The sequence below is a fragment of the Bacillus sp. FSL W7-1034 genome (assembly GCF_038593365.1).
In the GTDB taxonomy this organism is placed as follows: domain Bacteria; phylum Bacillota; class Bacilli; order Bacillales; family Bacillaceae; genus Bacillus; species Bacillus altitudinis.
This window is the reverse complement of sequence record NZ_CP151989.1, coordinates 1,163,028-1,186,966: the sequence shown is the minus strand read 5'-3', so window position 1 is coordinate 1,186,966 and position 23,939 is coordinate 1,163,028. Positions and strand designations below refer to the sequence as shown.

The following is a 23,939-nucleotide window of genomic DNA, read 5'->3' as shown; positions in this document are numbered from 1 at the left end:
TTCTGATGCACCAACAATCCTAATATTTTTATACGCCTAGAACGATGCTTTAATTTCATCATTAGTCGGCTCTCGCGTTCTAATTTCTTTAATTTTTTGTTTAGCCAAACTATAATAGCAGTATAAAAGATCATCAATATAATTAATGTAACTGTTCCTTTCTTCCTTCACCTTCAGAGCCCTATAGACCTTCAGCTCCTTGATTAGAGCATTTCAACTTGCTTCTCATCGATCCCTGGTAATATACAGATTTCACCTTACCACTCCTTGAAAGTTCATATTGAAATTTTCTTATAATCTATCTAACTCTAAAAACCGTTCATATTTTTACAAAACGCCCTTGATTTTATTATAAAAAATGGGATAATCAGGAATATCAAAATAAACAAGGGAGAGTTTTAAATGAGATTAAAAAAAGTTTTAACTTTTTCGGCATTATCCTTTGCTTTACTTGTTTCTGCATCTCCTGCATTCGCTTCAACTTCTAATGCAGACAGCAACATGAGTCAAAAGGTAATAACTCCTCAAGATGAGCTGAAAACTATTCATCTAAAAGCCAATACACAAAAAGAATCTATCAAATGTTTCGGTCTCTTTATTAAAAGATGCATAAAAGGGTGATGGTACTTGGACAGGCAAAATAGATAGGGGGGTGACCCTCCTATCATTTTTAATTAGCTAACTTTAAAATATATAGCCGCCTTCACTATGCCTATGTTAGTGATTTCAAGATTTTAATTCAACCTTGATAATTACTGTCTGTTGATGAGTTCCAAATACCTTTTGTTTGTTCCCATCTAAGAATATTAACATTGAAAAGTTGGTATTAGTCCGTTTACTTTTCCCCCCTTATGCTTATGTTTCCACCGTTTGTTACAAAATCAACCACTTTGAGAAAAAACGTTTCTTTTTGTTACATGCGCTTATATGTAACTAAACGTTACGTTAGAATGTATTTATTAAAGGGTAGGCAACAACAAATAGAAAAGAGAAATAGCTAACGCAACAATATATGGAAATAAACTTGGTATCTCAGCATATACAGCCTATGAATTAGGGACAAGAGAACCAGACCATAATACGTTAATAGCTATATCGAACATTTTAGATGTCTCGATTGATGTTCTTCCCAAAGGTAGAAACAACAAGTCGAATATTAAAAAGATCTCGAAACATTAATCGCTTCTCGAGATGGAGAAATTACAGAAGAAGAAGCTCGCGAATTATTAGAAATTAACCCTTAAAACACTGCAGAACACTTTAATCGTTTTGATCCTAAAGATACTGAGAAACAATCTGGTGGATAAAGTTCGTCCCCAATTCGCCCCCAAACAAAAGAAACAGAACAAACATTCGTTGTCAAAAAAAAACAAAAAACCCTTGCTAGGCAAGGGTTTAAACGATGATTCCGACTGGGCTCGAACCAGCGACCTCTACCCTGTCAAGGTAGCGCTCTCCCAGCTGAGCTACGGAATCGGGTTATGTATCAGTTCTGGGCTTTCTGTTACTGACAATCTCTATTATATAACCATCATGATCAGTCGTCAATGGTTTTGTTCAAAAAAGGCACAAAGCCGGTATCCATACCGGCTTTTCACTGACTTTTATGATTGATTTACAAGAGCTGGCTTTAGTTGATCTAGTGCTTGTTTGAAGTCCCTTTTGAGGTCTTCTCCGTTTTCTACGCCCACACTTAATCGAAGTAAACCATCCGAGATACCTCTTTTTTCTCTTTCTTCTTTTGGCATAGCGGCATGGGACATTTTGGCCGGATAGGAAAGAATGGATTCGACTGCTCCGAGGCTGACGGCGAATACAGGTAATGTGACGCCATCGACCAATTCTTTGACAGCCGCTTGGTTTTCTAGTTCAAATGAAAGAACAGCACCTGCACCGCTCGCCTGCTTCCGCTGAATGTCTGCCCCTGGGTGATCATCTAATCCTGGGTAATATACTTTTTTGACCGCAGGATGTTCTTTGAGGAATGAAGCTAGTTCTAATGCGGTTTGACTGGCTTTTTCTAATCTGACTTGAAGGGTCTTTAATCCTCTAAGCACAAGCCAGCAATCCTGTACGCCAAGCACCGCCCCGAAGGAGTTTTGCAGCGAATAAAGTTCGTCTCCTAGCTTCTCATCTTTCACCACGGCTAAGCCTGAAAGTACATCACTGTGGCCGCTTAAAAATTTCGTTGCGCTGTGCAGCACAACGTCAACACCAAGGTCCAGCGGACGCTGAAGCGCAGGCGTTAAAAACGTATTATCTAAGAAAGTCAGACAGTCATGTTCTTTCGCAATCTGTACGACACCTTCAATATCCGTAATACCGAGTGTAGGGTTTGACGGTGTTTCCATGTAAATGACTTTTGTATTTGATTGAATGCCTTGTTTCACTTCATTCAAATTGGTCATGTCCACAAAGGTATGCTCAATCCCAAATCTTGAAAGAACTTGGGTGATCATTCGGAAAGTCCCGCCGTACACATCTCTTGTGACAAGAACGTGATCTCCTTTTGATAACAGAAGAAAAGCGGTTGAAATGGCTGCCATACCTGACGCAAAGGCAAGCCCTCTCGTTCCTCCTTCTAGCGCTGCAATCGTATCCTCTAATGCTTGACGTGTCGGAGTTCCCGATCTGGAGTAGTCATATTGACCAAAGTCATCGAAGCTGCTTTGGTGAAACGTCGATGCATGTTGAATCGGTACACTGACTGCACCTGTTGAACGGTCTGTTTTAAATGCATTATGAACGAGTTGTGTTTCTAATGTCCAATCGTGTGTGGTCATTTCGTGTGTACCTCCTCTTTCACATTTGATAGTGCCTGTTTCAGGTCTTCTTTTAGGTCCTCCACATGCTCAATCCCGACTGAGAAACGGAGCAATTTGTTACACACACCGTTTGCAATACGAATCTCTTCTGGGATGTCCATATGGGTTTGCGTTGCAGGATACGTAATGAAGCTTTCCACTCCGCCAAGGCTTTCAGCAAAACAAATCGTTTTCAGCTGCTTCAAAAATGGATTGACCCAGTCCTCTTTGGCTACTCGGAATGACAGCATGCCTCCCTTTCCTGGGTAAAGGACATCTTGAATTTCAGGCTGCTGCTTTAGAAAATCAGCTAATTCCTTCGCATTTGCTTCGTGCTGACGCATTCTCAGCGCCAATGTTTTCATTCCTCTCATTAAAAGCCATGAGTCAAATGGAGATAAAACCGCCCCAATGGCGTTTTGATGCTGGAACATGTCTTCAGATAGCTTCTCTCCTTTTGTGACGACAAGTCCGGCAAGAACATCGTTATGTCCGCCTAAATATTTGGTTGCACTATGAATGACAATATCCGCTCCGAGTGTAATCGGTTTTTGCAAGACGGGCGTATAAAAGGTGTTATCCACAATGACCAATGCACCGTGTTCTTTTGCGATTTTCGCAACCTTTTGAATATCCGCTTCCTGCATGAGTGGGTTTGTTGGCGTTTCAATAAAGACGGCTTTTGTATTTGGCGTCATTTTAGAGCGTAAACAGTCTTCATCTGAAAAATCATCATAAACAAAGCGCAGTCCGTACTTTTTCCATTCGTTTTCAAATAGACGGTATGTACCGCCATATAAATCTGATGAAACAATGAGTTCATCCCCGCTCTCAAACAGCGCCATGATCGTTTGGATGGCAGCCATTCCCGAACTGAAGGCAAAACCGGCCGTTCCTTCTTCGAGTGAAGCAATCGCATCTTCTACAAGCTGCCTTGTTGGGTTTTTCGTCCGAATATAATCAAATCCTGTTGATTCCCCAATGCCTCTATGTCTGTAAGCTGTTGAAAGATAAACGGGAGGACTGACAGTACCAGTCACCTCTTCGCTGCGGTTTCCAATTTGCGCTAACTTCGTTTCCACATGTTCTGTCATTTGACACCATCCTAAGTAAAAATCTAATTTCAAAACAGAAAAACCCCTTCTTCATAAGAAGAAGGGGTTTAATCGCTTCCTCTTATCTTCCAAGCAAAAAAGCTGCTTGCTGGATTTAGCACCTTGGTACATCACATGAAGTGATGCATACCGGTTGCTGAGGTTTCAAAGGGCCAGTCCCTCCACCTCTCACGATAAGAATGTGTTGTCTGTCTGTTCTAATTCTTAATACTGTAACGCATTAAACCTCATTTTTCAAGGGGAAATGTAACGATTAATTAAAATTTTCTGTATTTTGCACTAGATTGAATGTCAGTCAATTTGATTGCATGTTAGCATATAGGAACAACGCTGTTTTTCGTGTTACAATGAATGGAAACGTTTCACTTATGATGAATTTGGTTAGCTGGAGGAATGGATTATGGTGAAGAAAACAGGCATCATTCAAGAAGAAACCTTACAGTCAAAAGAACTTGGGGCAGATATGACCATTTTGATTTATTTGCCAGTCAATTACTCCCCCCTTTATACATATCATGTCATCATTGCACAAGATGGTCATGATTATTTCCGTCTAGGTAAAATAGGCAGACAAGCGGAAGAATTAATGCAAAACAAAGAAATGGAACGCTCGATTATCATTGGTGTCCCATATGAAAATGTTACTGAAAGGCGAAATACGTATCATCCAGACGGACCAAAGTTCGAGGCGTATAAACGCTTTTTGGCAAATGAACTAGTTCCGTATATTGATGAACACTATCCAACGTATCAAGTTGGATCAGGTCGTACATTTATTGGTGATTCATTAGGTGCTACGATCTCACTTATGACAGCCATTGATTATCCTTCGTTATTTGGCGGATTGATTTTGCAGTCTCCTTACGTGGATGAGTCGGTCCTTCAAGCAGTCAAACAGTCATCATCCCTTGCTCATTATGCGATTATCCATCAAATCGGGTTAGAAGAAACAGCTGTGAAAACGACAGATGGGCAAGTGCTAGACTTTATTCAGCCGAACGAAGAATTAAAGGTCCTTTTGGAGAAGTCTGGTGCGGATTATTTATTTGAGACATTCGAAGGCGATCATAAATGGACGTTTTGGCAACCGCTCATTTCACCTTCGTTAAAAAGAATGCTCCCATATTCGTTAATCAACTGAATTTTGTTATAATAAAAAATAATAAATACTTTCTTAATCAGGAGGGAACATGATGAAATACGGAGTTGTTTTATTTCCATCAAAAAAATTGCAAGACATTGCGAACTCTTATCGGAAACGTTATGATCCGAACTATGCACTCATACCACCTCATTTAACATTAAGAACACCTTTTGAATTAACGGATCTAGAAGCAGCTGAGGTCGTCTCCACCTTGCGAGAGTACGCAAAAAATGCTTCTCCTATTACGTTACGTATTAAAAAATTCAGTTCATTCGCTCCTGTAAACAACGTGATTTATATGAAAGTAGAACCGAACGAAGAATTAATGACTCTCAATGAGAAGTTGTACACTGATCCGCTTGCTGGTACACCTGAATATGCATTTGTTCCGCATGTGACAGTGGCTCAAAAGTTATCAGACGATGAGCATTCAGACGTTCTAGGCACATTGAAGCTGAGAAAAATTGATCACGAGGAAACGGTTGACCGCTTCCACCTTTTATATCAATTAGAGAACGGTTCTTGGACCGTTTATGAAACATTTATCTTAGGAGAAGAGGGTTAAAGACATTTGAATACAGTCATCGTAAAAGAACAAACACAACGAGAAGATGCTTATTATGTTCGAAAAGAAGTTTTCGTAAAAGAACAAGAAGTCCCGTTAGAGATCGAAATTGATGAACTTGAGGACGAAGCCATTCACTTTGTCATTTATAATGATGACAACAAACCACAAGCTGCTGCTAGACTGCGCATAATTGAAGGTCATAAGGCAAAGCTTGAACGAATTTGTGTATTAAAAGAGGCGCGCTCTTTCGGTCTTGGCCACCAGCTTTTAGAAGCACTTGAGTCTGAAGCGATGGCAAACGGAGCGAAAGAAGCTGTCATGCATGCACAAGTCCAAGCTCTTCCTTTCTACGAAAAGAAAGGCTACAAAGCCATTTCAGAACCGTTTGAAGAAGCAGGGATTACACATGTCAAAATGACAAAAACACTATCCGTTTAACGAAAATAAAAAGCCAGGGCATCATGGATGCTCTGGCTTTTTATTGATTCCATCTCGTTCGCTCAGGAAGAAAGCGCAGTCATTTAGACGTAAGTATTGATATGAACGCCCTTACCTTCTTCCATAAACATATCTCGTACAAAGCGTTCCCGCTTTTTTTGCTGTACTTTCGTTTCCGCTTCTGTCACTAAATCCTCTTTTTTCTCCAGCTCTCTGTATACCTTGTCATGAAAGGTGCGGGTGACCTTCGTCACTTTCGCATAGTCTTCTTTATCCTGAGGAGCAGGACGATTGATATATTGAAAATACAGATCCGGCTGAATCGGGGCTATATATCCCATCAAGAACGCCTCCTTTGCTTCTCTTCTATTCTACTATTCCCTAATTATGACTGTTTGAAACACGCCTCATTTGATATGATTAGATGTGTTTCTTTTTAAGATTGATTGACTATTGGAGGACTAGCTTTGAAATGCGCACGACGACATGATCGAACGATCTCATTACATACATATTCGAGAGAACACTATCAATTCCTCCATGATGAGGGGAAAAAAGGGCATTTATCTTGCCCATATTGCGGACAACCCGTCTTTTTTAGATTAAATATACATGAAGAACCTGCCTTTATCCATAAGCAAATATCTCAGCAAGAGATTTGCGAAAAAAGAGAACAACAAGAGGAAAAGAAACCGGCTGAACGAGAGGAAGATGCATCCTACAAAGAACTTGGCGGCTTTCGCTTTCCAACCGGCAAACAGATCAGCTCACAAACAGAAGAATCGGATGACTGGCAGGAACCACGGTCCATTCAATTTGGCGAAACCTTTCATTTAGAAAAGAATGAAGAAGTGCATACCATTGACCTCTTTCCACACATCACCTTTAGCGCACCACAGCTTCAAGCAGTCACACACAAAGACGGTCCGATGCTTGTGCTAGCTGGCGCCGGCAGCGGGAAAACAAGGGTACTGACAGCAAGAGCTGCTTATCTGATGTCATACCATCAAATCCCTGCTCACCATATCCTGCTCGTGACCTTCACCACAAAAGCAAGCAGTGAAATGAAAGAAAGACTGCGTATGCAGTATCAGCTTCATCCTTCACAGGCGAGCCAAGTTGTGACAGGCACATTCCACAGTCTATTTTATAAAATGCTGCTTCACGATGATCGGGGTAAATGGAACGGACAGCATTTGATTAAATTCGACTGGCAAAAAGAGCAGTATATTCGCAAAGCGATCATGAATGAAGGACTTGATGAAAAAGACTATCCAACCGATCAAGTGCTGCAATCAATCGGCTATTGGAAAAATGCTTTTTTACCAAACGAACTTCCTGAGCTGAAAGATGAAAAGGAAAAGCAAATGTGGACAATCTATCAGTCATACGAACAGCAAAAGCGTGAAAATCAACAATTTGACTTTGATGACATGGCGATTGCCTGTTTACACATGCTGAATAAGCAGCCTGAATTGCTCAAACAATATCAAGAACGATTCAAGTATATTTTAGTAGATGAATTTCAAGATATTAATCCCGTACAATATCAATTAATCCAGCTTTTAGCTGGAGAATCCGAGCAGCTATTTTGTGTAGGCGATGATGATCAAGCCATCTATGCATTTAGAGGAAGCAATCCTGCTTTTATTCTTGACTTCAAACAGGACTATCCTTCGGCCGAGATCGTCCATTTACATGCAAATTACCGCTCTCATCATACGATTGTCGCAAGTGCAGACGCCATTATTAAGAAGAACCAGCATCGTTACGAGAAAACGTTAAAAGCCGTTCGCGTGGAGAAAATTCCGCCGACTCTTTTTTATCCATATGACGAGGAAGAGGAAGCGACCATGATCGTAGCAGATATTCAGGAGAAAATTAAAAACGGTGCAAAACCGAATGACTTTTGCGTGCTGTTTAGAACGAATACAGGAGGCCGTGCGATTTATGAACGTCTTCATCAATCGGCGATTCCGTATCAAACCGATGCTGGTGTAAAAGCCTTTTATAGCAGAAGAATTGTTCGGGTGCTGCTCGCTTTTCTTTCGCTAAGTCAGGATGCAGATGATGTCGCCGCAATGAAGCTGCTGCTGCCCGTTTTCTTTTTAAAGCAGCAAACACTGAATACCCTGAAGGCGCTGACCATTACGGAAGATTGTTCTATGGTAGAGGCACTTGGAAAGCTAACAGACATTCAGCCGTTTCAGCGCAAAAAACTACAATCGATCGTTCCCCTGTTTCGAACGTTAAAATCGTTAAAGCCATCTGAAGCTGTAGCGTTTATTGAACAAAGGATGGGACTTGGTGATTATTTAAAAAAACGTGTGAATGATACGAATGTGCTTGAAAAAGGAACAGATGATGTACGAGATGTGAAAACAGCGGCGAAACGTTTTGAAACAATTGAAGCCTTCCTCGCTCATGCCGAACATATGAAATCTGCTGAAAAGGAAAAATCAGATGAACCAGGCGTTCAGCTCATGACGATCCACCGTGCGAAGGGACTAGAATTCCAAACAGTGTACATCACGAGCGTGGTTGATGGGGCGCTCCCTCATGACTTTGCACTTGATGAGCTGAGAAGCGGTGATGAAGAAGCCATTGAAGAGGAGCGGCGCTTATTATACGTTGCCATGACGAGAGCAGAACAATCCCTTTATCTATCCGTTCCATCATATAGAAGAGGAAAAACTGCTCACCGTTCCCGCTTTTTGTACCCTCTTTTAAAGAAACATCGTGAAGGTTTTACCCAAAAACAACAGGCCCCCCTTTAAATGGAGAGCCTGTTGTTTATTTTTTGTTGTTCATCATTTTAGCGATTGTATTAAAATCAAGCTTTTCTTTTCCACTTGTAATCGATTGAACGATTTTGTCTTCCATTTCTTTAGGTACACGTTTGTTTGCAAGCTGCGCTACTTTTTTAATGACACCTCGAACGGTATTCTCATCTTTAAAGTTCGCGTTTTGCAAAGAACCTGCAAGCTTAAAGACATCATTCATATTTACACCTGTTTTATTTTCCACACTTTTAAAGAACTTATTATCCATTCCTTTGCCTCCTCTTTGTGGAGTAATCACCTTACTATATGAAAATAGGCGAGATATGTGCCTATCCTGCTGCCTTGTTAGCAAAGAGAAAGGAAAGCAAAAGGCTTCCCTATTGCTTCCCTCACCTTCTTACTGTTTAGTTAAAGAAAGAAGCACCAACGATGATTAGAAGGATGAAAAGCACGACGACAAGAACAAAAGTTGAACCATAACCGCCGCCGTAGCCGCCACCATAACCTCCGCAATAACCGCCACCGTAACCGTAACAACTCATATTTAAGCACCTCCTCTTCTCCCTTACAAAATATGAAAAATACATGAAATGGTTTGGACGATCACATAAAAAAGTGCGGAATTTTTATTTCTGCTGTTTAAAGACGTAATCTGCCTCTCCATGACGGATCATGAATGCTTCTGTTTCTTTCGCAAAAGTGTCCATTTTCTCGCCAAATGCTTTTAAGTGCTCTTCAAGATCCTTCGCTTTATTCGCTAGATCCATTTCAGCTTTTTCGTGCGCTTGCTCTTTCCCATCATGGGGTTTAGTGAACAAGGAACCGATTAATTGTTCGAATGCATCCATTCTGGTCACCCCTTCTCTCTTACATATGCATCACCCAAAAAAAGGGCAACAAAAAAACCGGATAAATCCGGCTTTTGTTTTTCCCTATTGAGGTTTCTTTTTCTTCCCGCAGCCGCAGCCAGTCTTCTTGATTTTCTTCGTATATACAGATTGTTGATTTGACTGCGCTGGATACCCTTGAAGCATATGTGACGGTGTTTCAGTTGGTTTCATCGCAACCCTTCCTTTCCTATTCCATGTTAGTATATGCATTTTCTTTAAGCGTGTCTGATCAGAATGCCTGTTTATTTCACAAGCTTCGACACGACTGCTTCAATCAAGCCTGCTGCGGCGGCAATCGCTAATAGTAAATTAAGCCACATGCTGATGACAGGAAAAAATATGTATATCAGTAATAAAGCAGCAGTGCACCATATACCCGTACACCAATAACAGCTTAACAGCTCTCCTATCCACGATCGCAGTCCCTTCCCCTTAATGACGATATAGGTCTCGACTTCACCTTGTTCGTTTACCTCTTCTTGCTCTTCATGAAATAGACGGCGAAAGGGGGCTGTAATCGTATCAAACACGATCAATCTCGTCAGCCTAAAGGATGCGAGGGCAAATATAGTAAATGACAAAGCGCCGCTCATGGAACCTCCACCTCCTTCATTCTTCTTTTTCCGTCCTTTCTTTATATATGCAAAAAGAAAGACCACCATGATGAATCGGGTGCAAATAAAATTGGGTTGTACTTTTTCATGCTTTCCGATTCCACCTTGAGCCTCTGCTGCATTAAATAATGTATAGATAAGAAAGGAGTGAAAGTATTGTCTATTGAAGAAAGTGCTGATTTATTATACACACAACTGTTAAACGAATTAATCAGCAATTATGATGATTTCATCGAGATCAAGGATTCCGAAAATGTCACGATTCATAAAACAGATGTAACAGCCGCACTCTCCCTTCAAGCGACCGTAACGACAATCATTACTCTTTTAATTCAAATTCTTGTACCAGATGATGAATTGGCTGCAGACATCACAGAACAGCTTTTAGCTGCACAACAAGTGACAGTTCAAAAGAAAACAGTGATTCAAATCATCAATTGTTATAACGTCACGATTACATTATCTGATGCATCCATTATGAACTCCGTACAAATTCTCACTCAAACACTGAATGTACTTTTAGTTGAAGCCGGCATTCTTTGACCCTTTCTTTTTCTAACATCATGTATGAAAGAGGTGAAATAATCGTGGCTGAAGAGAACGAAAAAAAGGAGTTTCAAATCAACACTGATGTTGATCCATTAACAAGCCTTCTTGTGAGTGATATTTTAAACAAAAATAATGTCACAGATGATCAGAAAGCAAACCTTTCAGAAGATCAAAGAAGGATGATTTTGAAGCTGGTTCAGGATTTACAAAAGAAAGCAGATGATTTCGTACAGCAGCAGCAGGAGAAAAAGCGTCAGGCAGAGGCAGCAAAACATGCAGAAGAGGTCGAGCCTGAACCACAAGTGCGCCCTAAACGAAATTCACTTCGAGAACGTATCCAGCAGCGTCGTCAAGCGCAGCAAAATAACGATTAAATAAAAATGGGTTGCCTGCTAGGATAAATGCCCGAGACAAAACCAATCATTCCAGCATTTAATAAAGTAAACGGAAGGAGGAAAAGAAATGGATTCTAAACCATACTCTTGGGTCGCTCTAGATCGCAACTGTACACACCACGGCGATTACCATCATAACTACGAAAGAAAAGCAGTTTGTGACGGCCACTATTATGATGATGAAGATGTTTTACAAGACTTTGATCAAGTGAGTGTAACAAAGCAGACATCTGAGGAAGTCATTATCGTTAGAGATTCTTGTGACATTAACGTCTCTTCTGTTGATGCACAGGTTGCAGCATCTATCCAAGCAGCTGTTCAAACAGCGATCATCACCATTACAAACATCTCAATCGCTGATGGTGACCTAGCTGACCGCGTCACGCAAGATCTATTGCAAGCAGCTAGCCACAAACAAACAAATCGCCAGAAACTTGTTATCGAAAACTCTAGAAACGTTACAGTTTCTACAATCGATGCAGACATCTCTATTGCCATCCAAACGCTTACACAGACACTTGTTGCGACGATCGTTGCAATTGGTATCCTCTAATGTACAAAAGCAGAGCGAAAAGCTCTGCTTTTCCTTTTTCTAAAAATACAACAAAGATAAATAGTCATTTACCCACACCAACTAGAGGGCGCATACATATGTTGTTAAGGACTAAAGTCAAATACCTTGTTAAAGGAGCTGAAATCCATGAGCTGCGGAAAACACCATGGCCGACATGATGAAAACTGTGTATGCGATGCGGTTGATAAGATTTTAGCAGAGCAGGAAGCTGTAGAAGATAAATGTCCTACGAGCTGCTACAGTAATTTATTAAGCCCGACAGTTTCTGGAAAAGATACGATTCCGTTTTTACTTTTTGATAAAAAGGGCGGATTGTTCTCTACTTTCGGAAACATTGGAGGATTTGTTGACGATTGCCAATGCTTCGAATCCATTTTCTTCCGGGTTGAAAAATTGCATGACTGCTGTGCCACATTATCTGTATTAAGACCTGTTGATGTACACGGACATACGCTAAGCGTTTGTCACCCTTGCGATCCTGACTTCTTTGGTTTAGAAAAAGCGGACTTTTGTATCGAAGTTGATTTGAACTGTTTCTGCGCGATCCAATGTTTAAATCCAGAACTTGTCGACAGAGTCCTGCCAACAAAAGATAAAAAGCATCATCACCACGGCTAAACCAATCGCTCGCTCATCTAACTTGTCATAAGTCAAAGCATCCCCTTCCTCACGAATGACAACCAATCATGCGGAGCAGTCAGCAAAAGGCGGCCGCTTCCGCATTGATTGACATTAGATGCATCAACCGGCGAGACACATAATAAAGCTTATAGATGATGATGACAGTGCTCAAACACTCAAACAAATTTCCTTGTATAGGAGGGTTGAATATGAGCCGCAAACATTCATGGAACTGTGTAGCAGAGGCTGTTGAAAACATAAACGACTTACAAAATGCCGTCGAAGAGGATTGCCCGACCAGCTGTTACAGCAATCTCCTTTCTCCATCACATTCATTAGGTGACACTGTCCCGTTTGTTCTATTTACCTCAAAATCAAAACCATTCGTCGCATTCGGAAACGTCGGAGAAGTAGATGCTGGCCCTTGCTTCAGCACTGCATTTTTCAGAGTCGAACACATCTCTGATCACTGCGCAACACTCAGCTTGCTTATTGCATTTGACAAAGATCGTCATATTTTAGATTTTACAGATAAAGATTCCGTATGTGATGTGTTCCGTTTAGAAAAATCAAAATATTGCATTGAAGTAGACCTTGACTGCTTCTGCGCAATCGAGTGCTTAAATCCAAGACTCATCAACCGTAGCTGCTAACAAAAAAAGTCCCGTTATGGGACTTTTTTTATGTTCATTAAAAACCAAGTGGATGAATAGAAGAAATATCACCAATCGCTAATTCCACTGGATTACCGCCGCCTGCTGTGCGGATGACCACCATATTGTCTTTTCTCTCCATGATGATTCCTCTGTATGTTTTTCCATCGGCTTCAATGAGGCAAAGCGCTCTCGGCATATTATGCGGCAGACTTGTAAGAAAATCGACTTTCTCCTCGATATTCATTTGGCTTAACGGCTTCTTCACTCGTTTTCTTCTTGGTTCTTCTTTTGTTTCATGAAATACGCCTTCTGGCTGTTTTTCTTGTTCTTGTACTGGCTCTCGATTTTGTGAATTATCTTTTTCTTGATTGATCTCCCGCTCTTGCTGTAGCGCAGGCGGCTCTTCTTTTTTCTGCTTTACTTCCTGTGATACAGGTTCTTGCACGCTTTCTTCGATTGCATCCTCTTTGGCGCTTTTTTTGGTTTCTGAAGGTTTTTCTGACTTCTTGCGCTTTCTCACAATATTTTGCATGGCCGGCGCTGATTCATCATAGCTCGGCTGAACAATATACATAAGCGGCTTTTGATTCTCATCACCTTTATTTGACATACTGATCCCTCCCGAATGATTCATTCCTTATATATATGAGAGGACACCCCAAATCAGAAGAAAAATAAAAAACAGCATACCAGTGATTGGTATGCTGCAAATCATTTATTCGTTTAGCGGGCAATGATATGGAAGCCAGAATCAACATGAAGATTCTCACCTGTCATGCCGCGCGATAAATCACTGAATAAGAATAGTGCTGTATCGCCAACTTCTTCAGGAGTCGTTGTACGGCGAAGCGGTGCACGCTCTTCAATATCCTTCAGGATCGTATTAAAGCCGCTGATTCCTTTTGCAGATAACGTACGAATTGGACCAGCAGAAATGCTGTTCACACGGATGCCTTCCGCTCCAAGATCAGCTGCTAAGTATTTCACACTTGCTTCAAGGGCTGCTTTTGCTACACCCATGACATTGTAGTTAGAGACAACGCGCTCTCCGCCTAGGTAAGTAAGTGTGACAATGCTTCCGCCTTCTGTCATGAGCGGACGTGCTGCTTTTGCTACAGCTGTTAGTGAATAGGCACTAATGTTGTGCGCTAAAAGGAAACCTTCACGGTTCGTGTTCAAATATTCACCGACAAGCTCTTCTTTGTTCGCAAATGCAATCGCATGTGCAACACCATGGATGACTTGTACTTTTTCTTTAATCGTTGCAAAACATTTTTCGATTTCTTCATCACTTGTCACATCACACGGAAGAATAATGGAATCATCACGCTCTAGCGTGCTTGCTAGCTCTTTTACTGATTCTGCCAGACGATCTCCAACATAAGTAAAAATCAAACGAGCTCCTGCTTCGTGAAGTGAACGAGCAATTCCCCAAGCGATGCTTCGTTTATTGGCAACACCCATCACCACAATATTACGGCCTTCTAAAGAAAAGTTCATATGTATTAAAGCCTCCTATTTTTTCAAGACATAGTATTAGTACCTGATCATAATCTTATCACAAATCATGAGATATTGACAATTTTGCTGAAAGAAAGTTTTTATTTCAGCAAAAAGACCGCCCTCACAAGTGAAGACAGTCTTCTTTTTATGCTTTGACTCTGTTTTGCTGATAAGCAAAGTGGTTAGTCGGTCCGTGCCCAGCGCCAATATTCAGAGGGAATTTGATCGCCTCATGGACAAAGGTTTCTGCCGTTTCAAAGGCTTCCTTCATGGAACGACCTTTTGCTATTTCTGCCGTTAATGCCGCTGCAAATGTACAGCCTGTTCCGTGTGTATGTGGTGTATCAATATGTTCATTACTGAGTTCAAAAAAGCTTTTTCCATCGTACAAAAGGTCTGTAATGAGGCCGTCTGAAGGGCTATGACCTCCTTTGATCACAACATAGGACGTGCCAAGCTCATAAAGTCGTTCTGCTGCTTTATGGCGATCGTCTTTTGTCTGAATGCGCATGCCTGTCAGCACTTCTGCCTCAGGGAGATTCGGTGTGACTGCATAACTGACAGGTAGTAACTGTGTTTTCATAGCAGAGACCGCATCTTCATTTAATAAAGAAGCGCCGCCTTTGGCAATCATGACTGGATCGACAATTAGTTTCAAGTCATATTGCTTCGTCTTTTCAGCAACGACACTGATCATGTCGGCACTCCACAGCATCCCTGTTTTAGCGGCATCTGGCAACAAGTCTTCTGCTACTGCATCAATTTGACTTTCGAGCGCCTCGATAGACAGTGGATAAATACCGTGAACACCAAGTGTGTTTTGAGCTGTAATGGCCGTAATGGCGGACATTCCGTACACACCAAGCTCCTGAAAGGTTTTCAAGTCTGCTTGAATACCTGCTCCACCACCAGAATCAGTACCTGCGATGGTTAATGCTTTTTTAATCGTCATGTCATCTCACCCTCTCATTAGCCAATCCATTGATGATAAATCGTTCTCGCTTTCGCAATATCATTTGTCCCATGTACAAGCGCTCTGCCATCTTTGAATAAAACGAGCTTGTACTCATCCTTCTGACACGAAAGTAAATAAGGATTTTCCAGCACATCCATTCCTGCTTTCTTTAGCTGACGGGCTACTTCATGCAGCGCCGGGGGTGCCCCTAGTGCACTGCGAATTTGTACGGTATTTCGTCCACATAATACATCTGCTTTTGCTCTTTGATCATATGATAGAAATGGATATGTCTTAAGACCGCAGCTTGGGCATTGTTTCTTTTTTAAAGACGAAACGGATCGTATGTCAGATCGCTCGTTTGTCCATAAATCAAACGATCTTAATACCGGAGTGATTTGGTGTCCTGTTAAAAGCTTCAGTGCATCCGCCACTTGATAGGCCGCAACCTGTTGCACAACTGGACTAATAATTCCTGCTGTATCACATGTCATGCCTTGTGCAGGTAAATGCTCAAGTAGGCAGTGTAAACATGGTGTTTCACCAGGAATCACTGTGAATTGAATACCGTAGCTTGCTACACAGGCTCCGTAAAGGAACGGAATTTGATGTTTGACGGCTGCATCGTTCGCAATCATTCTCACCTCAAAATTATCCGCTGCATCCACGATGATGGATGCCCCGCTGACGTACTCATCAATATTTTGAGCGGTCACGTCAAGGACGATTCCTCTCACGTGAACATCACTGTTCACCTGCTTGAGTCTTTTCTCAGCAGCCACAGCCTTTGGCAGCCGATCAAGAACATCTTGTTCTGTGTATAGCTGCTGACGCTGCAGGTTGCTCCATTCAATATAATCTCTATCCAAAATGGTGACAGATCCTACGCCGGCACGAACGAGCATTTCGGCACTAGCTGTTCCAAGTGCCCCAGCCCCAATAATGACGGCCTTTGAGGCATGTAGCCGTTTTTGTCCTTCCTCTCCAATAGGCCTAAAAAGCTCTTGGCGTGAATAACGTGTGCTCAAAATGCTGGCATTCCTTCCTGCGGACTGCTGGCTGTTCCATAGTTTTTGAGTGGAATACGGCCTGCCTCGAACCCGAGTCTTCCAGATTCAATCGCCAGCTTCATCGCTTTAGCCATTTTCACAGGGTCCTTTGCGCCAGACACGGCTGTATTCAGTAATACAGCATCAGCGCCCAATTCCATCGCATAAGCAGCATCCTTCGGAGAACCTACACCCGCATCAATAATAACTGGCACCTTTGCCTGTTCGATAATAAACGATAGATTCAGAGGGTTTAAAAGCCCTTGACCTGAACCGATTGGAGAAGCACCTGGCATAATGGCATGGACACCAAGTTCTTCTAATTTCCTTGCCAACACCACATCATCTGACGTATATGGCAGCACGATAAAACCTTCTTCTAATAACATTTCAGATGCTTTTAACGTTTCGACTGGATCTGGCAGAAGTGACCTTGAACAGCCAATGACTTCTACTTTGATCATGTCACACAGTCCAGAAGCTTTCGCTAAACAGGCAATCCGCACCGCTTCTTCCGCTGTACTTGCCCCGGCAGTATTTGGCAGCAATGTATAGGCTGATAAATCGAGCTGCTCTAAAAAATTAGGCTGTGATGGTTCAAATATGTTCATTCTTCGCACAGCAAAGGTCAAAATTTCAGCTTCTGATACGTTGACCGCCTCTTTTTGAACTTCAAATGATGGATACTTTCCTGTCCCTAGTAATAGTCTTGATGTAAATGTTTTTCCGCCAATGCGCAGCATGGTGTCATCCTCCTCCTACAAAGTGAACGATTTCAATCGTGTCATTTGGTTGAATTTTTACCTGTTGAAAGGCTTCTTTATCTATAATTTCTTGATTTTTTTCAACGATCACCACTCGGTTTTCAAGTTGATAGGCTGATAGCAGATCAAAAATCGTGCCATTTTCCTTATCGAAATCAACCATTCTTCCATTCAATTGAATTTTCATACAAACAATGCCTCCTTTCGCCCAATACGAAACGCATGAAGCCATTCCTTATTCACAGACTCGCCTACTATCAAGCCGCGAATGATTTCCCCCGTAATCGGCGCAAGTAAAATGCCATTTCGGTAATGTCCCGTTGCAAAAAGAATACGCTCGTCTTCCGGATGTTTTCCGATATAGGGGTGCCGGTCGCTTGTCGCTGGCCGTAGACCTGCCCAGCATTGATCAATCGGCATCTCTCGAATAGAAGGCATGAGCTGAGATGCTTTGTGAATAACTGCTTCAATACCGCCAAGTGTCGGAACGGCCTGCCAGTCATTCGGTTTCATCGTTGCACCAATCACTAGCTTACCGCTATCCCTTTGAACGATATAACAATGATCATGATAGATGGTGTGTGCAAGCGCTGGACCGTTATTCCAAACAGACACGCATTCTCCTTTTACAGGATAGAGAGAATTTGATAACCCCAGTTCTTCTAAAAAACGGCCTGACCATACACCACTTGCTACAGTCAGATGATCACATGTGAAGATGCCTTTAGCTGTACTGACTGTCAAAGTTTCTTTTCCCCTCTTCACATCGATAACGGGGGTAAACTCCTTCACATCCACTCCGTGCCGAACAGCCGCCTGCCAAAAAGCCCTGCATACCGCATATGGCTCGACATGTACATCATCTGCTATCAAGCCTGCTCCTACGATGTCATCTGCTATTTGAGGCATACGTTCTTTTACGCTGCTTGCTTCAAGCCATTCAAATGTGGGCAAATGCTGCATCCGGCAAAGCGCTCGCTTTTCTTGTTCTGTAAAAGCCACCTTCATAATCCCGCCCACTGATGTCCGAATATCAATGCCCGATTCATGCTGAAGGTCGACCGTTAATTTTTCATATAAAACCTGACTTTGTCTGCCTACTTGAAAGAAAATATCTTCATCACCTTCTCCTTCAGCGTGAGCACCCAGCATGCCAGCAGCCGCACTCGTCGTTTGCTTCCCGATCTCATTTGCCTCAAATAAGACAATCTGCTTTCCTGCTTTTGCAAGGTGATAAGCGATCGACATCCCTATGATTCCACCACCAATGATTGCAACATCATAATGCTTGTTCATAAGGATTCTCCTTTCGCTTTTCAGAAAATGTTTGCGCCATTTTGCGCGGCTGAGGATGAGCAAAAATTCCCGACATGACGGCTATTCCCTTTAAATCAACATGCATCAATTCTGGCAGTCGTTCTGGTGTGATTCCACCAATGACAACGACTGGAATGGACAGCTCAGAAGTCATGTCTTCCACAATCTTTATGCCTCTCGCCTGAAGTCCGGGTTTGCATGCGGTATCATACACATGCCCAAACATGACATACTCTGCCCCGTTCTTCTCTGCTGCTTTGGCTTCTTCTATCGAATGAACCGATACTCCCGCATGGAGGTGAGGAAATTTTTGTCTTAATTCCTTTGGCGAAAAGCTGTGTCCTGGAAGATGAACCCGGTGAATATTGGTCAGCAGCGCAACGTCAACTCGGTCATTTATAATCAGCTTTTCTTTCGGAACACCTTCTGCTAGTAGTTGTTTCACGAGGTGAACCAGCTCACCTGCTGCCTTCGATCGTTCACGAATATGAATAAAGTCTACTTCAGACGCAATGTCTTTTATTTGCTTGATGAGCTCCCTGACAGGAAGCGTATCATTTGTCACTGCATGGAGTTCCATTTGCACCAACCCCATCTAAGCATGCTGTCTGCCACATTTCTTTTTCATACGCCATCTCCCAGAAATGGTATTCGTAATAGCTTGAAATCACGAAATTTTCTTTCATATTAGCCCGCACATGTTCTGGCGCTTTTTCTGCAAGTTCATCAAAACGGTTCACCTGTTCAAAAACAAGCTCTTTAAACCAATCCCCGCCATATGTCAAAATCCATTCTTGATAAATCGGATGGTCAGGTGTTGTTTGTTTCAGTTTTTCTCCTACCTCATAATAAAGCCAGTAGCACGGCAATAATGCGGCTAAAATTTCTTCAAAACGACCGCTTTTCACAGATCGGTACATATGCGAGGTATATGCATAAGCAGTTGGAGAAGGTTTAAAGTTTGCCAGCGCTTCATCAGATATCTGGAGCAGTTCTGTGAACTTTCTATGCAGTGATAGCTCTGCTTCATACGTACCCTGCGCATGATATGCCATTCTGCCTGTCGTATGTAAGTCCTCACTAATAGCGGCTCCATACGATTGTACTTTTGCAAAATGAGTTAAATAGTACGAATCCTGCATCACATAATAAGTGAAACGATCGAGTGAAAGTGTGCCATCACCAATCCCTTTCACAAAAGGGTGTGTAAAGCTCCCATTCCACCATCTAGCTGCTGCTTCTTTACATTCGTTCGAAAATGTCATGTTCCTCTCCTCCTGTTTTTCCATATAAAAAAACCACTTTCCGCGTGGAAAGTGGTTTGGAATTTGTAAAAAGCATAGTCAAACACCGCACCACTTCCCTACGCAGGTATGAACCTGTTCAGGTAATGAGGGTCTAAAAGTCTACACTTTTATCTCAGCCCTTTTAAAGGACTCCCCTAGTGGATCAAACATATATTGTTGTACCTCTATCTTAATCAGGATTTGTTCATCGGTCAAGGGTTCATTGCAACTCTAATTGGGCTCTAAGTCCTGCCACATACTCCCGGGAGCCAGACACAAGCACGCGGTCACCGCTTCTAAGCGTCGTATCCCCATGCGGTACTAAGCTGTCAATTCCTCTAAAAATACGGACAAACACCAAATCGCCGGTAAAAGGAAATTCCCTCAGCATGACATTATGATACCGATGATTGTTCATTTGAATTTGATACAAAGAAGAATCCTCATTTGTTAACAAGCGAATCGCATCAGGTGCTTCAATCAATGCCCTCAGCACCGTTTTAGATGATAAGAAGTTAGAAAAGGTATCGATCCCTGCTTCCTTTAAAGTCAGCTCGGCTTCCGCTTTGTTAACACTTGCAATGACTTGTTTAGACCCTTCTTCTTTTGCAAATAAAGCAATTTCCTTATTTTTCGTTTCACTGCCTGTAGCCACAACGAGCACATCCTCTTGCCCGATGCCAGCCTGCCTGAGCGTATCATCGTCATATTGTTCAATCGCTTCAACTTCAAAGATGGAGTCAGCAAGCAAGGCTTCTTTATTTTCCTGAAAGACGTGTAAAATACGGATGTCATATTCATCCTGATGCAAATCAAGCGTCACAGGTAACGTCAGCTGATTCGCTCCAATAAACGTCACACGCTTTTTATGATTGGTTTCACGTTCTTGTTTAAATAACGCCTTAAACCAAACAGGTGTTAAAACACTCGTGAGCACAGCGACTAGAATAAGGGCTCCTGACATTTTATGATCAATGACACCAAGCCGCTCACCAATCGTTGCAGCAGCAATGACAAGGGATAACGTCGAGGTTAATAAAAAACCAGAACCGATGACTTTTTTCATGTCATACCATTTTTTTAAATAAAGAATCGGAACGAGTTTACTAAGCAATAATGCGATAAACAGCAGCGGAATCATGATCATGATGGTTGGATCTTTAAAGAGTGACCATATATTCAGGTCCACACCGACCATCACAAAAAAGATCGGAATTAAAAATCCATAGCCAAACGAGTCCAGCTGCTGTACGAGCTCTTTATTAGGTGAAAGAAGAGACACAAGCACACCTGCTAAAAAAGCCCCAAGAATATTTTCAGCACCGAGTGATTCAGATAAGGCAACTAAGACTATAATGAGAGTAAAGATGGCTCTTGTCCCAATTTGCACCGTTCCTTTTGACATGGACTGAAAAATGGACTTTGTCTTAAATACCCGGCCAAATAAATAAAGAAGAATACCTGCCGCAAATAATAATAAGAGCAACCACATGTTCCCTGTTCCATCGCCATAAATGGAGGAAAACACAGCAAGTAAAATCATTGTCACCAAATCAGCAATGACGGCTACAAGCAAAATGATTTGACCAATATTCGTCTGCATCAACTTTTCCTCTTTTAAGGTAGGAACCACGACACCCAATGAGATGGTGGAAATAATAAGCGTCATTAAAAAGGCATTTTGAATAAATCCTGCAAGGACAAACGCATAAGACAGGATAAAGGACATACAAAATACGCCAACAAAAATAATGGTCGCTGTTTTAAATGTATTCGGTTCTTTTAAACCATTTGGCAGTTCTCGCGCTTTCTTCTTTGATTCAAAAGAAGAAAAATCTATTTCAAGTCCACTTAAAAACATAAGAAAAATAAAACCTAGCATGGATAACGTATCTAGCCATGCGTCGTGTTCAACAACTAGTTGAAGACCGCTTTTTCCAATGATGAGCCCCATGATGATTTCAGCGACAACGACCGGGATGGTCAGCTTAAATCGGTGCAATAAAATGGGGGTGAAAAAGGCTACAATAATAACGACAACGAGTGATGAAACAGATGTATGCTCCATTGGCTAAAGCCTCCTAACATTCTTGTTTAATTTTTAAGTTTTACGTTAAAGCATTGATTCTAACAATTGCTTAAAATAAATGAAAGCCATTCGTTATATTTTCTAAAATTCAAACTTCTTTATATCCGATCAATGGATGAAAAAATCAGGAGGAACCTTTATGAAATTCGATATCATCGGCGATATCCACGGCTGCTACGAAGAGCTACTTACCCTCATACACAAACTAGGATACGAACTCAAACATGGACTACCTGTCCACCCTGATAAGAGAACACTGGCCCTTGTTGGTGATTTAACAGACCGCGGCCCTCGATCAGTTGCCGTCATGCAATTTGTCATACACGCCTATTCTAAGGGCGCAATCCGCTATGTGCCTGGCAACCATTGTTTTAAGCTGTATCGCTATTTGAAAGGAAATCCCGTAAAATTACTGCATGGCATTGAAACAACGGTGAACGAAATCAAAAACCTGCCGCATGATGAACAAACCATTTTATCACGTGAATTTAAACATTTATTTGAAAAGGCACCGCTTTATGATGTACTGATTCCGAATGAACTGATCATTGCACACGCAGCGATGAAGGAAAAGGATATTGGCAAAAAACCGAACAAACAGATGAGGTCTTATCTATTATTTGGAGCAGTCACCGGAGAAACATGGCCAGACGGTCGACCTGTCAGGAAGGACTGGGCAAAGGAATATCACGGAAAACCATGGATTGTGTACGGGCATACACCCGTAAAAGAACCAAGATTTATCGGTAGAACGGTTAACATTGATACAGGCTGCGTCTTTGGCCACAAGCTCTCTGCCCTTAGATATCCAGAGCTTGAGACAGTATCTGTTCCTTCATCTATGCCATATGATGATTCAAGATTTCAGCTTTTCACGCAATAAAAAACCCGGTCCACCATGACAGGTGACCGGGTTTACTTGTTTACTGAAGCAATAATGTCATATCATCCGGCAAAGAAGCCGAAAAGGTCATGGACTCCCCTGTTATCGGATGCGGAAAAACAAGGGTTTCACTATGAAGTGCCTGCCTGCCTATTCTCTCGCTTGTTCCACCATATAGCGTATCTCCAACAAGCGGATGACCAAGGAATTGCATGTGAACACGAATTTGATGAGTTCTTCCCGTTTCAAGGATAAGGGACACTTCAGACATATCTAAATGAGTATGTACCGCCCGCACCGTATAATGTGTTACGGCTTCCTGACCAGATTCATCCACCATTCGTTCAATAATGCTGTCCCCTTTTCGAGCAATTTTTGCTCTAATTGTTCCTGCCTTTTGCGTGATCATGCCATGTGTAAGGGCTCTATACGTTCGCTTGACTTCCCCTTTTTTCTGCGCCTTTGATAAAAGGCTGTGTGCAAAGCGATGTTTAGCGACTAACATGACACCAGAAGTATCACGATCAAGACGGTTCACCAAGTGGACAGTCAGCCGAACGGACTGCTCAGCATAATGGTGAAGCACCCCATTTGCAATACTATGCTCAGGGTGCTCTCGAGAAGGAATCGATGGGATATACGGCTTTTTATTCAGCACAAGCACGTGCTCGTCCTCAAATAAAATATCAAGCGGAATGGCCGCAGGTTTTAGCCCTTCACTCACTTTTTCCTCGGGGAATAAAATGGTGAGCCTGTCTCCCTCGCGTAGCTCATATCTCACGGTCACATGCTCTCCATTAATCAGAAGGTCACCGCCATCAAATTTAATATCTGTCAGCATTCGTTTTGAAATGCCAAGATCGATTAAATAGTCCTTCAGCAGCCTGCCTTCTTCTTTGGCTGATATGGTTTTGTTTATCTTAAAGTATTCCAGCGAGAACA

Annotated in this window: 30 protein-coding genes, 1 tRNA gene and 2 riboswitches; of the genes, 11 read left to right on the top strand and 20 right to left on the bottom strand. The window is 41.9% G+C overall.

Annotated features, from left to right (window positions below; translation table 11 throughout):
* Nucleotides 1-402: 402 nt before the first annotated feature.
* Nucleotides 403-621, top strand: a complete 219-nt coding sequence (locus NST73_RS05960) for a hypothetical protein (RefSeq protein WP_224563074.1) — start codon at nucleotides 403-405, stop codon at nucleotides 619-621.
* A 782-nt stretch (nucleotides 622-1,403) separates the two neighbouring features.
* Here the strand turns inward: NST73_RS05960 and NST73_RS05955 are convergent.
* The 3 genes from NST73_RS05955 to NST73_RS05945 all read right to left on the bottom strand — a co-directional run bounded on the left by NST73_RS05955 (nucleotide 1,404) and on the right by NST73_RS05945 (nucleotide 3,898).
* Nucleotides 1,404-1,476 (bottom strand) — tRNA-Val (locus tag NST73_RS05955).
* 128 nt (nucleotides 1,477-1,604) lie between these two features.
* On the bottom strand, nucleotides 1,605-2,783 hold the full coding sequence (gene metC, locus NST73_RS05950) for a cystathionine beta-lyase (RefSeq protein WP_025207169.1): 1,179 nt from the start codon (nucleotides 2,781-2,783) through the stop codon (nucleotides 1,605-1,607).
* On the bottom strand, nucleotides 2,780-3,898 hold the full coding sequence (locus NST73_RS05945) for a methionine biosynthesis PLP-dependent protein (RefSeq protein ID WP_326242333.1): 1,119 nt from the start codon (nucleotides 3,896-3,898) through the stop codon (nucleotides 2,780-2,782). Before NST73_RS05945 ends, metC begins: the two co-directional genes overlap by 4 nt.
* A 79-nt stretch (nucleotides 3,899-3,977) precedes the next feature.
* Nucleotides 3,978-4,099: riboswitch (SAM riboswitch) on the bottom strand.
* Between the two features lie 220 nt (nucleotides 4,100-4,319).
* On the opposite strand from NST73_RS05945, the gene NST73_RS05940 reads away from it, so the two are divergent.
* The 3 genes from NST73_RS05940 to NST73_RS05930 are packed head-to-tail and all read left to right on the top strand — an operon-like array spanning nucleotide 4,320 to nucleotide 6,069.
* The gene (locus tag NST73_RS05940; RefSeq protein ID WP_019743058.1) at nucleotides 4,320-5,060 is read left to right on the top strand and encodes an esterase family protein; all 741 of its coding nucleotides are present in this window, start codon (nucleotides 4,320-4,322) and stop codon (nucleotides 5,058-5,060) included.
* 52 nt (nucleotides 5,061-5,112) lie between these two features.
* Complete coding sequence (locus NST73_RS05935) at nucleotides 5,113-5,628, top strand: YjcG family protein (protein ID WP_024720139.1); 516 nt, start codon at nucleotides 5,113-5,115, stop codon at nucleotides 5,626-5,628.
* Nucleotides 5,629-5,634: 6 nt separating this feature from the next.
* On the top strand, nucleotides 5,635-6,069 hold the full coding sequence (locus tag NST73_RS05930; RefSeq protein WP_047945552.1) for a GNAT family N-acetyltransferase: 435 nt from the start codon (nucleotides 5,635-5,637) through the stop codon (nucleotides 6,067-6,069).
* An 83-nt stretch (nucleotides 6,070-6,152) separates the two neighbouring features.
* Here the strand turns inward: NST73_RS05930 and NST73_RS05925 are convergent, their stop codons facing one another.
* Entirely contained in the window at nucleotides 6,153-6,410 is a 258-nt protein-coding gene (locus tag NST73_RS05925) for a hypothetical protein (protein ID WP_008348414.1), read from the bottom strand.
* Nucleotides 6,411-6,536: 126 nt separating this feature from the next.
* Here NST73_RS05925 and NST73_RS05920 point away from each other — a divergent pair, with 126 nt between their 5' ends.
* Complete coding sequence (locus NST73_RS05920; protein WP_342499455.1) at nucleotides 6,537-8,846, top strand: ATP-dependent helicase; 2,310 nt, start codon at nucleotides 6,537-6,539, stop codon at nucleotides 8,844-8,846.
* Between the two features lie 16 nt (nucleotides 8,847-8,862).
* Here NST73_RS05920 and NST73_RS05915 read toward each other — a convergent pair whose 3' ends face one another.
* The 5 genes from NST73_RS05915 to NST73_RS05895 form a co-directional block, all read right to left on the bottom strand.
* A complete protein-coding gene (locus NST73_RS05915) occupies nucleotides 8,863-9,120 on the bottom strand; it encodes a stage VI sporulation protein F (protein WP_008348417.1) in 258 nt (85 codons plus the stop codon).
* Nucleotides 9,121-9,256: 136 nt separating this feature from the next.
* On the bottom strand, nucleotides 9,257-9,394 hold the full coding sequence (locus NST73_RS05910) for a YjcZ family sporulation protein (RefSeq protein WP_008348419.1): 138 nt from the start codon (nucleotides 9,392-9,394) through the stop codon (nucleotides 9,257-9,259).
* A gap of 84 nt (nucleotides 9,395-9,478) precedes the next feature.
* Entirely contained in the window at nucleotides 9,479-9,700 is a 222-nt protein-coding gene (locus tag NST73_RS05905) for a hypothetical protein (protein WP_008348420.1), read from the bottom strand.
* Nucleotides 9,701-9,784: 84 nt separating this feature from the next.
* Nucleotides 9,785-9,913, bottom strand: a complete 129-nt coding sequence (locus NST73_RS05900; RefSeq protein ID WP_008348422.1) for a hypothetical protein — start codon at nucleotides 9,911-9,913, stop codon at nucleotides 9,785-9,787.
* Nucleotides 9,914-9,984: 71 nt separating this feature from the next.
* Complete coding sequence (locus NST73_RS05895; RefSeq protein WP_058337473.1) at nucleotides 9,985-10,335, bottom strand: DUF1360 domain-containing protein; 351 nt, start codon at nucleotides 10,333-10,335, stop codon at nucleotides 9,985-9,987.
* A gap of 177 nt (nucleotides 10,336-10,512) precedes the next feature.
* Between NST73_RS05895 and NST73_RS05890 the strand changes: the two genes are divergently transcribed.
* The 5 genes from NST73_RS05890 to NST73_RS05870 all read left to right on the top strand — a co-directional run bounded on the left by NST73_RS05890 (nucleotide 10,513) and on the right by NST73_RS05870 (nucleotide 13,148).
* Nucleotides 10,513-10,899: a spore coat protein gene (locus NST73_RS05890; RefSeq protein ID WP_007498962.1), complete on the top strand. Its 387-nt coding sequence runs from the start codon at nucleotides 10,513-10,515 to the stop codon at nucleotides 10,897-10,899.
* 44 nt (nucleotides 10,900-10,943) lie between these two features.
* Complete coding sequence (locus NST73_RS05885; protein ID WP_035392394.1) at nucleotides 10,944-11,279, top strand: hypothetical protein; 336 nt, start codon at nucleotides 10,944-10,946, stop codon at nucleotides 11,277-11,279.
* A gap of 88 nt (nucleotides 11,280-11,367) precedes the next feature.
* Nucleotides 11,368-11,853: a spore coat protein gene (locus NST73_RS05880; protein WP_008348431.1), complete on the top strand. Its 486-nt coding sequence runs from the start codon at nucleotides 11,368-11,370 to the stop codon at nucleotides 11,851-11,853.
* 147 nt (nucleotides 11,854-12,000) lie between these two features.
* On the top strand, nucleotides 12,001-12,492 hold the full coding sequence (locus NST73_RS05875) for a CotY/CotZ family spore coat protein (RefSeq protein WP_144666782.1): 492 nt from the start codon (nucleotides 12,001-12,003) through the stop codon (nucleotides 12,490-12,492).
* A 212-nt stretch (nucleotides 12,493-12,704) separates the two neighbouring features.
* Nucleotides 12,705-13,148 (top strand): CotY/CotZ family spore coat protein, encoded by a 444-nt coding sequence (locus NST73_RS05870; RefSeq protein ID WP_008348434.1) that lies wholly within the window; start codon nucleotides 12,705-12,707, stop codon nucleotides 13,146-13,148.
* A gap of 37 nt (nucleotides 13,149-13,185) precedes the next feature.
* Here the strand turns inward: NST73_RS05870 and NST73_RS05865 are convergent, their stop codons facing one another.
* The 10 genes from NST73_RS05865 to NST73_RS05820 all read right to left on the bottom strand — a co-directional run bounded on the left by NST73_RS05865 (nucleotide 13,186) and on the right by NST73_RS05820 (nucleotide 22,093).
* Nucleotides 13,186-13,761 carry a CotO family spore coat protein gene (locus NST73_RS05865; RefSeq protein ID WP_047945549.1) on the bottom strand — a complete coding sequence of 192 codons (576 nt, stop codon included), beginning with the start codon at nucleotides 13,759-13,761 and terminating at the stop codon, nucleotides 13,186-13,188.
* 113 nt (nucleotides 13,762-13,874) lie between these two features.
* A complete protein-coding gene (gene fabI / locus NST73_RS05860; RefSeq protein WP_003211867.1) occupies nucleotides 13,875-14,651 on the bottom strand; it encodes an enoyl-ACP reductase FabI in 777 nt (258 codons plus the stop codon).
* A gap of 148 nt (nucleotides 14,652-14,799) precedes the next feature.
* Nucleotides 14,800-15,606, bottom strand: a complete 807-nt coding sequence (gene thiD, locus NST73_RS05855) for a bifunctional hydroxymethylpyrimidine kinase/phosphomethylpyrimidine kinase (protein WP_047945548.1) — start codon at nucleotides 15,604-15,606, stop codon at nucleotides 14,800-14,802.
* A gap of 17 nt (nucleotides 15,607-15,623) precedes the next feature.
* Nucleotides 15,624-16,637, bottom strand: a complete 1,014-nt coding sequence (locus NST73_RS05850; RefSeq protein WP_342499454.1) for a thiazole biosynthesis adenylyltransferase ThiF — start codon at nucleotides 16,635-16,637, stop codon at nucleotides 15,624-15,626.
* A complete protein-coding gene (locus NST73_RS05845; RefSeq protein ID WP_342499453.1) occupies nucleotides 16,634-17,401 on the bottom strand; it encodes a thiazole synthase in 768 nt (255 codons plus the stop codon). The genes NST73_RS05850 and NST73_RS05845 overlap by 4 nt, the downstream gene beginning before the upstream one ends.
* Nucleotides 17,402-17,405: 4 nt before the next feature.
* Entirely contained in the window at nucleotides 17,406-17,609 is a 204-nt protein-coding gene (gene thiS, locus NST73_RS05840) for a sulfur carrier protein ThiS (RefSeq protein WP_017367025.1), read from the bottom strand.
* Nucleotides 17,606-18,718, bottom strand: coding sequence for a glycine oxidase ThiO (gene thiO, locus NST73_RS05835; RefSeq protein ID WP_342499452.1), 1,113 nt, complete (start codon nucleotides 18,716-18,718; stop codon nucleotides 17,606-17,608). Before thiO ends, thiS begins: the two co-directional genes overlap by 4 nt.
* Entirely contained in the window at nucleotides 18,702-19,319 is a 618-nt protein-coding gene (gene tenI, locus NST73_RS05830; protein ID WP_342499451.1) for a thiazole tautomerase TenI, read from the bottom strand. The genes thiO and tenI overlap by 17 nt, the downstream gene beginning before the upstream one ends.
* Complete coding sequence (tenA, locus tag NST73_RS05825; protein WP_017367022.1) at nucleotides 19,294-20,004, bottom strand: thiaminase II; 711 nt, start codon at nucleotides 20,002-20,004, stop codon at nucleotides 19,294-19,296. Before tenA ends, tenI begins: the two co-directional genes overlap by 26 nt.
* Nucleotides 20,005-20,082: 78 nt before the next feature.
* Nucleotides 20,083-20,192: riboswitch (TPP riboswitch) on the bottom strand.
* A 53-nt stretch (nucleotides 20,193-20,245) separates the two neighbouring features.
* Nucleotides 20,246-22,093, bottom strand: a complete 1,848-nt coding sequence (locus NST73_RS05820; protein WP_007498989.1) for a monovalent cation:proton antiporter family protein — start codon at nucleotides 22,091-22,093, stop codon at nucleotides 20,246-20,248.
* A 160-nt stretch (nucleotides 22,094-22,253) separates the two neighbouring features.
* On the opposite strand from NST73_RS05820, the gene prpE reads away from it, so the two are divergent.
* The gene (gene prpE / locus NST73_RS05815) at nucleotides 22,254-22,997 is read left to right on the top strand and encodes a bis(5'-nucleosyl)-tetraphosphatase PrpE (RefSeq protein WP_335352294.1); all 744 of its coding nucleotides are present in this window, start codon (nucleotides 22,254-22,256) and stop codon (nucleotides 22,995-22,997) included.
* 40 nt (nucleotides 22,998-23,037) lie between these two features.
* Here the strand turns inward: prpE and NST73_RS05810 are convergent, their stop codons facing one another.
* Complete coding sequence (locus NST73_RS05810; protein WP_342499550.1) at nucleotides 23,038-23,931, bottom strand: RluA family pseudouridine synthase; 894 nt, start codon at nucleotides 23,929-23,931, stop codon at nucleotides 23,038-23,040.
* Between the last annotated feature and the right edge of the window lie 8 nt (nucleotides 23,932-23,939).